Genomic DNA, 12,558 nt, shown 5'->3' with positions numbered 1-12,558 from the left:
ATGATTACATTCGTCCATCGCTGCCAAGCCATGTTACGAAGGACATGCCCTCAATGTAAGTGTTGAGAGCGATTACAACAATAATCCCTGTCTCACATGTAGGAGGAACTGCCGATGTGGCAAGGATCTGTACTGTAAGCAACCTTGAATCGTACAGAGTTAACTTGAGGAGTAAGATTTCCGGGATACTTTGAGACAGCAAGACGGTGTCGGATAAAATGAAAACAAAAAAGCAGGACTGCATCTGCTGCAGACCTGCTCGATTTTACTTTTTGATGGAACGTGTCCAGAAGCCGCCATGGAACTGTTTGGGCTCTACGGTAATGACAAATGCTTTGGGGTCCAGATCGAGAATCGTCTGATAGAGCAGTTTCTGGTTTTTGCGTTTCGCCAGAATCTCCATGACGAGCCGATCCCCGTCACGTCCGCTACCCACCCATGCAGTAACGCCGTACCCTTTATCTCGAAGTGCATTCGCGACGTTGCCCCCCATCTGGTTACAGATAACTTTAACGGTAACGTAACCGAGTGCAATCTTTTCTTCAATCCAGGCTCCGAGCAACACACCAAGTCCGTATCCCACGGCATACACGATTAAGGCAGAAGGTTGGGTCAGATATTTAAGCACAAGATTCAGGCCGAGCACATAGATCACAATCTCACCCATGCTGATCAGTGCGGCGATATATTTCTGTCCTTTGAGCGTCAGAATCATCCGGAGTGTATAAGCCGATACGTACACAATCTGGATCAAAAAGATAAATACCAATATTTTAAACAATCGTAATCCCTCTTTCCTGGCCTTCACAAGTGAATCGGCCCTTTGCTGCGTATACTTGACGATTTCGTTTTACCCATACTTCCTGTACGTTCGCTCTATCTCCATCATTGGACGTTATACCCTTATTCTAAACGGTTGGATGTCAATTCGTAGGCATTTTCTGCTCTTCGTCATGCCGGAACTGCCATTATAGAACCGTTTATACCGATTATCAACCCGGGCGAAGGTCCCAGGGGCGAAAACTGGTGACTGTGAATATGCTGTATCATCATAAAATCGAGCATAATTGCACAGGATACCGGGTCAGAATCAGGATGGATGAGGCAAAACAAAAAGGAGGTACCGGCATGCAGCTATGGCAGGAGATGGAACGGGAAGGCATGGAGGAACTCATTTTTTGCCATGATGCAGTTAGTGGGTTGAGGGCAGTCATTGCGATTCATAGTACAGCCCTTGGTCCTGCACTGGGTGGATGCCGCTACTGGACGTATGCATCCGAGGAAGAGGCTGTTCGGGACGCCGTGAAGCTTGCCAAAGGCATGACGTACAAAAATGCAATCTCTGGACTGCCCTATGGCGGCGGGAAGGTGGTCATATGGGATGGTTCTTTTGCAAGGAATGCAAAACCGGATGAGGTTAGTTGTGAATCTCAGAGCGTTGAGCATGTCGCTGGAGATCTGAAGATAGAGCAACAAGAGAGCCTTGCCTCTGAAGGGGAAATCGTTGCTGAGGAAGTGTCGCATCATATCGATGGGAGCCCGGATACAGGCGTATCCAGGCGGGCGCAGCGCTTTCGCGCACTGGGTCGTTGTCTGGAGCGGCTGAACGGGCGCTACGTGACCGGCCTTGATCTGGGTACCACGGCGACAGACATGGACCAGATCCGAATGGAGACCGCACATGTGACGGACACCACCGGTTCACTTGGGGCGCAGGATGACTTCACTGCCGAGATGACCGCCTACGGCGTACACATCGGCATTGTGACCTCGCTGCGCCAGCAAGGCATTGCATCTTTGCAGGGCATACCCGTTGCCGTCCAGGGACTGGGCAAGGTCGGGCATGCCCTGTGCCGTTACCTGCATGCAGCCGGGGCACGGCTCATTGTGGCAGACGTTGTACCAGAGCGTGTACAACGTGCCCTTGTGCAGTTCAGCGGCGCCATTTCGGCCGATCCGGCCCATATCCACGCCGCTGACTGCAAGGTCTTCGCCCCCTGTGCCCTGGGGGGCGTACTGACCCCGGCAACGGTGGAGGAGCTGCGCTGCCCCATCGTTGCCGGGGCGGCCAACAACCAGCTGAGTGAACGACAGCTGGTTGTTGGCCGCATGCAGGCGCGCGGCATCCTGTACGCGCCTGATTACGTGCTCAACGCAGGCGGAATCATCTCTACCGCCTACGAGCTGGAAGGCGCCGGGCCTGACCTGATCCGCCAAAAGGTGGCGGGGATTGCAGGCACGCTGAGCAAGGTATACGCAGAAGCTGCGCAATCTGCGATCTCTACAGCCGATGCAGCCGATCGGCTAGCGGATTCCATCCTCCGATCAGGCCATACAAGATAGGGTGCCCCCACTCTGCCACAAGATGCAGATAGAGAACCATTCCAATCGTTGACTTCTACGCCGTAAACATGTCGAGACCATCCCGTATTAACTCACTCGCTTATCACAATTCAAGCGGCTGATTGGGTGCTCATGCGTCCTCACACGCCTGAACCTCAACTATGCTCTATGGACGGGACGTTACTGCGAGTCCTTATTACTAGACTGATTACAACATCTGTATACAAGCAAGCCCCTGCCACTTAAGCATATTCACAACGCCAACACATCCTCCGCCGCGTTATTCATTCAAAGGTATAGTATTACTCGGAACTCATCATGAGCTCCCTCGATTTCGGTATTTCGACATTCCGAAAGTGAGCCTCCACCGCTTCAGTCCATTTTTAACGAACCTGATACACCCTATTTGGTCCTTTTAGCATGGATCTAATATCTAACGAATCTCAGACACGTTATTGTGCCTAGTTTGGTCCTTTTTCAAGCTAAATAACTACTTTTCTGAAGGATAGCGTTCCTGAGGTTCGTTAGAATTTATATTTCATGTTTTTTCCCGAATAGGTTGTCTCAGGTTCGTTAGCGCTGAGGCCGAAGATTTCTTTGGGGTAGTATCACCTATCAAAAAGAGCTAACCCCCGACATCCGTGTTCAGGTTAGCTCTTATACCCTCTCTTATTGTTTAGCCCTCTTACTCTCTTTCTCTACTACTCTATTCTTAAACGGCAACCGGCCTCTTATCCGCTGTCTTCTTCTCCCGAAACAGCAGCGTCCACAGCAACACATTCGCCACGATCAGTAGTACTCCATAGATCCAGATGCCCCCCGACATGGATCGGAAAAAGACATGGACTCCCCATAACATGGCAAGCACAGGGAGGGCGGCAAATACATACCAGCCATCACTTTGTTGCGCCATACTGAAGGATTGGGAGAACGGCGGCTTCCGCAGCAACAACTTGCCTGCCAGCGGAACAAGCGCAGTCGCCGTTAACAAGATGATCGCAATATCCGGCAGTATCCGTAATCCAAATGTCCAGGTGAACAGAATGGCATTTGCCAGAAATATAGGCAGGAACATGTTGCACAGGAATGCCTTCAGAGCGCCTTTATACAATGCACTATCATTCGCCATCGGTGCAGCGCGAAAGGTCCAGAACGCCTTGTATTGTCCCGAAAATTTCAGCATGACTACCACCGTTACAACCAGCATCAGCACGATGTAAAACGTATATACGAACGAACTTTGCCTGAACTCCGCCCAGGTGGAGGATTGCAATTGGGTAAACCAAAATATATAAGGCAAAACAAAGGATAAGCCAAGCGATGGATACACCTTCAGCTTAAATTCCCGTTCATTACGCATCATGCTGGCGGACAGACGGAAGCAAGCCTGCTCCTCTCTGGAACGACTGACCACCTTGGAGATTAACCGATCCCAGGTTCCGCGTCTGCGTTCAGAAGACTCACCCGAGTGTGCCATTTTCTCCAAATACAACTCAAAGGAAGGCATTAGCTTCACATATACGATCAGACTCACCAAAGGAACCAAGACTGCGAGTGCTGTAAAGGTATACATCCATACATTCCCGCCCCCTGCAAATAACCATTCATAGGCAGCCGCATACCATAACGGAGGCAACAACAATTGCCACCAAGCGGGGGTAAATACCATACCAAAATCAAACATGTCGAACGAGCGGATGACCAGCTGATAACCAATTGCAATTCCCACGGACAGCAGAATCTGCACCATATTGATCATATCCTTCAACTTCTCGCCATCCAGAAACTTCATCATGAGAAGATAAACCAAGGACGTGGTCACCAGAATCAGCATGTTGATCAGAATTAATTCCACAAGGAAGATCAGAAAGAATCCGATGCCATGCGTAATCAACGCGGCAATTAGCGGCACACCTGTTAACGAACCCGTCAGCAGGAACAGATAGACACCTGCATGAATGGCTCGGGCCATACCTACCGTTCGCCCATTAACAGGCTTCGTCATGATAATATTACGGTCCCGGATGTCCAGCAGTACGGAGGAGAAATCCGAGATCATGGACGTCATGATCATAAACATTAAGATGCCGAACACCAGACCCATCTGAAGCATGAAATGCCCTGTATCCCACACAATAAAGGGAACCATCATCAGTCCCATTAATCCATACAACCACAGGGATCGATGAAACTGATTACCTTCCTTGCGCTCTTTTTTCCCTGAATTGTTGGACAAAATAGTAGGAACTCTGCGTTGATCCATCTGGAATTTCACCCGCAAAATCAGGCGCAGTGCATCATAATCTGCTCCTGTTCTGGCGATGATTGGACGAAAGTGATCCAGAATCTTCAGCGTGCGGAAGTCGGAGGTTTCCTCCATATCAGTACACCTCCTGCACAATCGATACGAATCGCTCAGCAATGGCTTTGTGCTCATTGAAACCCGTCAATTGATTAAATACTTCCTCGAGCGTGCCTTCCATGGATTGTTGTTGGAGCTGCTTAAACGTACCGTCTGCCACGACGCGTCCTTCAGCGATCAGTACAATCCGACTGCTGATCTTCTCCACCACATCCATGATGTGGGACGAATAAAAGATGGTTGTACCTTTGGCTGACAACTGCGATAAAATCTCTTTCACCACCATCACACTATTGGCATCCAGTCCGCTGAGAGGTTCATCCAGGAACAACAGATCCGGGTCATGCAGCAGTGCAGAGATTAACAACACTTTCTGCCGCATACCTTTGGAAAAGGAGGCAATACGGGAATGATATGATTTTTCGAGTCCAAAACAATCCATCAATAGCTTGGCTTTATAATCCGCATCTTCATAGGACATGCCGTATAACTCTCCCGTAAACGTCAGGTACTCCGCAGGAGTTAATTGTTCGTATAATTCCGCGACCTCCGGAACATAGCCTATTTTGCGTTTATACTCCACATCCCCATCCGCAATATCCTTACCAAAGATTCGCACCGTGCCCACATATCCTTCAACCAGCCCGAGTAAAATCTTAACCGTCGTACTCTTGCCGGCTCCGTTGGGACCAATATATCCAATCATCTCACCGCGATTCACTTCCAGATCGATGCCATTCAACACATAACGCCCGTTGTATCTCATACGCAAGCCTTCAATGGATAGCACATGTTGTTCACTCACTTCGTTATCCACTCCTGTCTCTACTTTTTCTACAATTCTACTAGTTTACCACAGTTTGGTATGGTGTTGATCGGAATTAAATCATGATATGACCCAACATCTGCATATTCCATGGAGTAAGAGCATCACATAACAAGCGTGAACACATCACAAAGCCCCTGTCTCATCTTAAGGGAAGAGACAAGGGCTTTATCTGTAGCTTTATCTGTAGCTTTATCTGTAGCTTTATCTACAATTGGAATCTTATTTCTAATATCTAACCGTCTTACTGCACTTTAACAATCTGAAAATGCTGATTCGTACCGCCATTATCCGTCCACTGAATGGCCGCAGCACCATCTGCCAACGATTGACCGGAGATGTCCAAAACCTTGCCTGTACTGCGGTTCTTCAGTTTATAATAACCACCACCTACATGGACGAGCTGCCATTGCTGGCTAGCCCAACCCCCGTCATTCCACTGTTCAATAACAGCCCCATCGGCCGTGGAACCATTCTCCACACCGATCAGCTTGCCGCTGGAACGGTTGATGATTTTGACATAACCGCCACCTGCATCGGTAATCTGCCACTGTTGACTCGTTGTTCCCCCATCTGCTCGCTGCTCCACATCCGCACCGTTGGCAGAAGAACCCCCGATGACATTTAGCAACTTGTTACTCTTACGGCTAATCAGCTGATATGAAGCATTCGGGTCCCAGACATCCGGTGTATTCACTCCAGTCACGGTACCTGTTGCTGTATCAATCGTGATACTGCTGGCCCAGTTCATCGCCAGACTGGTTGCGCTTGGGAACGAGAGTGGCAGCCAGACATACTTGGAATCCTGCACAGGTCCGCTCCACGCTCCAGCCCAGCGATCGCCCATGTAGAGATAGGATGTGGTCTGAGAACCTTCTACCGGAACGACATAGGTGGATTGGGAACCATATGTTGTGCTGTCTCCGAAGTTGCTAAGGCCGCTCCATGTGCCTGTAATACTGGAGGCTGTTGCATATTTGGCCTGATTTGGATTCCAGCCGGTTGCACCCGAGGTGATCAGGAAGTAAACGCCGTCTTTTTTGAATAAAGCAGGTGCTTCACGATATTGTCCGGGCCACAGTGTTGTGACAAGGGATTCCACACCCAGGAAATCCGGGGTCAGTTTATATATATTCAGATCGGCATTCACTCGGGTCGCGGAGATCAGATAAGCGGTTCCGTTATCGTTATATACCGTCATATCTCTGGAATCATACCCAAGTGGACGATAGCTGCCCACATACGTGTAGTTTCCATCAACCGTACTAGAAGTAGCTACAGCCACTCTGGCTTCGCCATAATCTAGACCATTCTCCTTGTGCATCCAAAGCACGTATTTGCCCGTGGCACTGTTGTAGATGACCTTCGGGCGTTCAATGTTGGAGATATTCAGCTCGGTCGCTGAGCTGCTGGTGAGCACATCATTACGGTACTCCCAGTTCTTCAGATCCGATGAACGATACACGGACACGGCCTTGAACGTTCCATTCGCATTTCGGTTCTCCCCAAACCAATAATAGTACCCATTCGCCTTGATCATCCCGCCCCCATGAGCATGAACGATGTTGCCATTGGTGTCCTTGAACTGTACCCCGTTCGTTACATTGAGCGGAGCAGCTGAAGCATTTGGTCCGGGTGCGAGCAGCATGCCTACTGATTGCAGCACTAGCACCAAAATAAGCAGATAACTCAAGCGCCGAGTAAATCGAAAACGGCGTGAGTGTGTATTCTTTTTCAACCATCCATCGTTCATAGCCATATCGTAATGCACCTCCATGTTTTTTATGAAGCGCTTACATAAAATAAAGTCGATATGTCACATCTGCCTCCGATCGATGATGCATTTTAACATTAGAATTCCTGGCAAGGTTGATTGGCTCAGCTTCACCTCCTTGTTTCCGATTGTAGCTGACATGTCCCTGCTCGAATAGTGAACAATCCGGCGGAACATGTACAATTCCATACTCCCCGCTCTCCATAAAAAGCAAAAAGACGCTTCCTCCGAAGCGTCCTCTGCTAAACCTGCCCTGCCCCTTCATGATGTAACAATCTCTAGCTGTGTAGGCTGTTCATAGGCAGTTTTTAAATATGTTGTTTTATCAGCGTATACTCGCTCTTACTGCTTAGTCTTGGTCGTCAAAATCCTGGTCGAACGATAACACTTTACCCGTGTTGGCATCGATATCTACATCCGCTTCACCTTGAGCGGTTCTCAGTTCGATCTCATACACATAGCGTCCATCATCATGATCCAGCTCGACTTTGGTTACTTTACCACCGGTAACTTGTTTCAACGCAATGTTTGAAGCTTGGGATGCCGTCAATTTGACCTGCTTGGAGGCAGAGCTGTTGGATGTATTGCCTGTAACAGAGCCTTGATAGTCATCGTCATCATCGTAGTCTTCATCATCCACGACTGCCAGGATTTTTCCGGTATAAGCATCCAGACGAACGACAACATCATTTTTGCCTTTTCTGTCGATCTCAACTTCATAGAACGTTTGGCCGTTTCTGCGCTCCAGATCCACGTCATCCACTTTCCCATCGGCTGCTTTTAGCGCCAACGCTTTTGCTTGGGATGCATTCAGCATTTTGCCTGTGCTGTTCTGATTCTGTGTTACGGATTGTGTCGTTGATGTTGGTGTAGTTTGCACCGGTTGTCCGTTCACATTCCCGCTAGCCGCTACTGCCGATCCTCCGAGCAACACCGCTGCTGACAAGCTACCAATCCAAAGTTTATGTTTGTTCATCATCATCATTCATCTCCTCGTATGTTGTTTCGTTCTCGTCTACATTCATAGAATAACCTGCAGGAATGAGAGATCAGCGAGAGTTAGATTAGAATTTGATGAGAAAATGAGGAGATTGCTCATTTAACCGGTGTTCATGATGTATGTATTCAAAAACATGTATTTAAAAGCAAATGAAAAAGATGACTCCACATGAGGAATCATCTTTCCAACGAGTTAACGTTATATTTAATCTGTCCCTTGCAAAAGGTTAATCATCGTCCTCATCCCAGGTTACGGAACGAATGGCTCCCGAGATGGCATTCACCTGCACAATAGCCTCCCGGCCATCCTCCAGATCAATTTCCACCAGATAATACGGATTCCCGCTGTTGGTTCCACGCAGTTCGATGTCATCCACTTCCCCCGGAACCTCCGCAAGTGCCTTCTGCTTGGCTTGTTTCTCGCTCAGAAACTGGGGCTTGGGATCATCCTTGGTTGGTTCAGTTGTTGGGGCTGCTATTGTTTTGGAAGATATCGTCTCTCCCGTATATGGATCAATCGTGAGTTCTTCACGGCTGTTATCCTTCGCCTTCACTATCGCAGTGTATACCGGACTGCCTTGTTGCTCCACAAGTTCAAGTGAGACCAATTGATTATCTGTTTGTTGTTTTAACAACGCCGTCTTGATCTGCTCGCGGCTCCATAACGTCTTCTCTTCCGCTTGCGGGTTCGACTCCAGCCGTTTGATGGAATTCACGGTAGCCGTAACGGCATCCACCTGAACGTCATATAATCCGGTCTCCGAACGGAGCTGCATAATATACGTCCCGTCCTTCAACGTGGAATTCACAATCTCGCCCGGATATTGATCCAGTACGGATTGGGCTGCCGCATCTGCCGTAAGTACCGCTCCAGTCGATTGCCAAGGCTTCCACCAAGCAACTGCTGCCACAATCAGCACAATGAGAAGCCCTGAACCCCACCAGAGTGATCTGCGCGATTTCGCCCATCCACTGTTCCCCTGTTCATGCCGCTTCATTTCCGGTGGCCGCTGCTCATGCTCTGTCATCACGTATCCCCCCTTATAGCTCTCCCCATAGCCCAAGTTCAAATGCTATATATTCGGTCTGAGTTTAGTTTCCAATGGCTACTACATAAAATGAACTATTCTTTTACACAGCGCGGAGAGGACAGAAAAAACCTGAAAAAGCGAAGCGTTCGCCTTTATCCCCGGATTTTCCCCTTTGAGCAAAAGAGAATCCAAAAAATCTGGGGATAACAGCGATTTGAAGGTTGTTCTGTCATCGTAGTGTCAGTGTGAACAATCTTTAGTTCAGTTTATATAGTATATAAGAGAAGAATGAGAATTTCATGAGAGCGGCCCGTTCTGAACCGATAAAGGCAAAATAATTGAAGCTTCGGTGCCTTCACCCTCGGTACTGCTCAATTCAATCCGGGCTCCCACTGCACCTGCCAGTTCTTTGGCTAGCGATAATCCCAGACCCGAACCGCTTGCACCCAGGCTGCGTGTTCTGGCCGGATCAACCCGGTAGAATCGGTCAAATACCTTCTCCAGCTCGTCCTCCCGCATACCAATCCCGGTATCCACGATTCGAATTTGGCACTCCTGCCCCTTGGCTTCAAGCCTGACTTCAATGGAATCTTCACTATACTTCCGGGCATTATCCAGCAAAATAAACAACAGTTGCTTCAGCTTGCTCTCATCGCTGATTGCCCAGATTGGACCTGGATCGACACAACGGACTTCCCGGTGGTAGGCTTCGCGAAAAGCTCGTGTAGAATCCATCGCAAGTCTCGTGATATCCACTCGCTCCAACTGTACATTCCACTGCTCCGGCTGCTTCGCAAGCAGTAACAGTTGCTCGGTCATCTCCCGCATGCGAACCGATTCGGACAGGATCGCTTCTACAGCTTCATCGAACACCTCAGGTCGCTCTTTTCCTCGCCGCTGAAGCAGACTGGCATAGCTCTCAATAATGGTCAGCGGCGTTTTGAGTTCATGAGATGCATCCGATACGAATCGCTCCTGCCGCTCAAAGTTGGATTCGAGCAGGTCCATCATCCGGTTGAACGTCTGTCCCATCGTTTTCAATTCATCCTTCGATCCTTCCTCCAGAGGAAGACGTTTGAATTGTCCGCTGGACTGAATGTCACTCATCGTACGTGTCATCTGCTGAATCGGTCTGGTCATCCGGTTCGCGAGGATTCGGCTGGAGATAATGGCCGGAATCAGGGCAATAATCGTGACAGCCACCAGCACGGTACGCAGTACAGACAGACGATTCTCCGTCTCTGCAATGCTCTCGGTGACCTGTACATTCACCACCTCACCATCAGGCCAGATGACCGGAACGGAAACCCACACATAACCAACCTGTTCCACTTGGGTATACTCCGATTTCTTCTCACTTTCATACTTATAGGGCAGCTTGCTCAGCTGCTCGGAAGCTGATGTTGTCGTCACCGGAGAACTGGTGCCGTCTTCATTAACGATCCGAAGCATGCCGTTCACAGGCGCGTAGGCCCGCAGCAAGTCGTCCGGCGGAATGGAGCCGGCAGACTGACGCACTCCTTTGACAATAGACTCTGCTTCCGCTTCCACCCGATTAACCTCGTTATCAATCGACATTCGTTCAAACACGATATAGACCGACAGGTTCACCGCGATTAACAGCACAGCAAATAATACAGACGAATATCCGTAGATTTTACTGCGCAGGCTCATGACTGTTCCTTCAGGACGTAACCTACGCCCCGTACCGTATGTATTAAGGGCGGTGTGAATCCGTTATCCACCTTTTTGCGCACATAACGGATGTACACATCCACCACATTGGTGTCTCCATAATAATCGTACCCCCACACAGCCTGCACAATCTGATCACGACTGAGCACCTGACGTTGATTCTGCAGCAGATACACGAGCAAGTCGAACTCACGTGGAGTAAGCTCAATGGCCACACCATCTCGGGATACCTCTCGCGTTCCTTCATTCAGTTTCAACCCGGCAGCCGTCAACCAGCCTGCATCAGCTTCAAGCTTATGTCCAGGCGAGTCATTGCCTGTATCAGCAGGTGTAGACGAAGAAGCGGAAGAAACAACCGATGCCACTGCCCCAAGACGCAATGCGGCCCGAACTCTGGCAAGCAGCTCTTCAACCTGGAACGGCTTGGTGATGTAGTCATTGGCTCCGAGATCCAGGCCAGATACCTTATCTTCCACGGAATCTTTGGCGGTGAGCATAATAATCGGAACTGTAGCATCTTTGGCCCGAATTCTGCGCAACACTTCAATTCCACTCAGGCCAGGCAGCATCACATCAAGCAGAATCAGATCCCACTGACCTTCCCCATACTTCTCCAGTCCTTCTGTTCCACTCCCCGCCTTGCCTACCTGATATCCCTCATACTGTAATTCCAGTTCAAGCAGACGTGCTATTTTGGGCTCATCTTCTATGACCAGCACGGCTTCGTTCATGCAGCGCTCCCCCTCATTCCCATCATTTCATTCTCCCGTTATCTTACAATACCTTTTACAGTTTGCCCAAGGCATCATCAATCTGATGCTCCCCGGCAATCAGATCAAAGGCCATCCGGTATGTCTTCTCTTCCTGCAAAGAAGCCACGATGACGCGGGCCACATCTTCACGCGGAATACTACCGGGTTCAAGATCAGTTCCTACAGCAATCTTGCCTGTGCCTGGTACATTCTTCAGACCGCCCGGGCGGATAATGGTGTAATTCAGATCACTTGCAAACAAGGCACGATCCGCATAGTGTTTCGCCACGTAATAAGGCTTGATGGACTCTGACCATTTCTCCCGTTGATCCGCACCATATGCACTGACCAGAATATATCTGGAGATGCCTTGCTGCTCTGCCGCTTCCATCGTTTTCACTGCTCCATCGAGATCTATCAACAGAGTTTTGTCCTGACCCGTAGATCCGCCAGAGCCTGCTGTAAACACTATGGCATTATGATCCTTCATGGCTTCAGCCAAGTCCTCTACACTGCCCTCCAGATCCCCGATCACCACATCGGCACCGAGTTTCTTCAATGCGTCCGCCTGCTCCGGTTTGCGGATCATGGCCGTTACCTTATGTTTGCCTTCCTGTGCCAGCTGCTCTACCACAAACTTGCCGATTTGCCCATTTGCTCCTATAACTAAAACGTTCATACGTCATTTCTCCTCTCGGTAAACGGAACACTTGTTGCAGCCATCCGTTCCTTAAATATATATAGATGCTCATCTAATATTTAAACGAAAGCCGACG

General features: G+C 49.2%; 10 protein-coding genes. 1 reads left to right on the top strand and 9 read right to left on the bottom strand.

The features are described 5' to 3' along the window. Positions 1–265 precede the first annotated feature (265 nt). Positions 266–781: a DUF2179 domain-containing protein gene (locus ACX9NY_RS25130; protein WP_062836740.1), complete on the bottom strand. Its 516-nt coding sequence runs from the start codon at positions 779–781 to the stop codon at positions 266–268. A 347-nt stretch (positions 782–1,128) separates the two neighbouring features. On the opposite strand from ACX9NY_RS25130, the gene ACX9NY_RS25125 reads away from it, so the two are divergent. Beyond that, positions 1,129–2,343 (top strand): Leu/Phe/Val dehydrogenase, encoded by a 1,215-nt coding sequence (locus tag ACX9NY_RS25125; RefSeq protein WP_472475732.1) that lies wholly within the window; start codon positions 1,129–1,131, stop codon positions 2,341–2,343. Positions 2,344–3,055: 712 nt separating this feature from the next. Here ACX9NY_RS25125 and ACX9NY_RS25120 read toward each other — a convergent pair. From ACX9NY_RS25120 to ACX9NY_RS25085, 8 genes are all read right to left on the bottom strand, one after another. After that, positions 3,056–4,723, bottom strand: a complete 1,668-nt coding sequence (locus ACX9NY_RS25120) for a hypothetical protein (protein ID WP_472475730.1) — start codon at positions 4,721–4,723, stop codon at positions 3,056–3,058. 1 nt (position 4,724) lies between these two features. Continuing rightward, entirely contained in the window at positions 4,725–5,510 is a 786-nt protein-coding gene (locus ACX9NY_RS25115) for an ABC transporter ATP-binding protein (RefSeq protein ID WP_339238638.1), read from the bottom strand. Between the two features lie 265 nt (positions 5,511–5,775). After that, positions 5,776–7,290 (bottom strand): RICIN domain-containing protein, encoded by a 1,515-nt coding sequence (locus ACX9NY_RS25110; protein ID WP_472475728.1) that lies wholly within the window; start codon positions 7,288–7,290, stop codon positions 5,776–5,778. 364 nt (positions 7,291–7,654) lie between these two features. Further along, positions 7,655–8,290: a PepSY domain-containing protein gene (locus ACX9NY_RS25105; RefSeq protein WP_472475726.1), complete on the bottom strand. Its 636-nt coding sequence runs from the start codon at positions 8,288–8,290 to the stop codon at positions 7,655–7,657. Between the two features lie 241 nt (positions 8,291–8,531). Then, the gene (locus ACX9NY_RS25100) at positions 8,532–9,332 is read right to left on the bottom strand and encodes a PepSY domain-containing protein (RefSeq protein ID WP_472475724.1); all 801 of its coding nucleotides are present in this window, start codon (positions 9,330–9,332) and stop codon (positions 8,532–8,534) included. Between the two features lie 300 nt (positions 9,333–9,632). Then, positions 9,633–11,009 (bottom strand): sensor histidine kinase, encoded by a 1,377-nt coding sequence (locus ACX9NY_RS25095; protein WP_339257891.1) that lies wholly within the window; start codon positions 11,007–11,009, stop codon positions 9,633–9,635. After that, positions 11,006–11,761, bottom strand: coding sequence for a response regulator transcription factor (locus tag ACX9NY_RS25090; RefSeq protein WP_472475722.1), 756 nt, complete (start codon positions 11,759–11,761; stop codon positions 11,006–11,008). Before ACX9NY_RS25090 ends, ACX9NY_RS25095 begins: the two co-directional genes overlap by 4 nt. A gap of 55 nt (positions 11,762–11,816) precedes the next feature. Then, positions 11,817–12,461, bottom strand: a complete 645-nt coding sequence (locus ACX9NY_RS25085; protein ID WP_472475720.1) for an SDR family oxidoreductase — start codon at positions 12,459–12,461, stop codon at positions 11,817–11,819. Positions 12,462–12,558: the final 97 nt, after the last annotated feature.

This window comes from Paenibacillus sp. CB74 (assembly GCF_055687625.1).
Note: the sequence above shows the minus strand (reverse complement) of the source record. Positions and strands in the feature narration are given on the sequence as shown.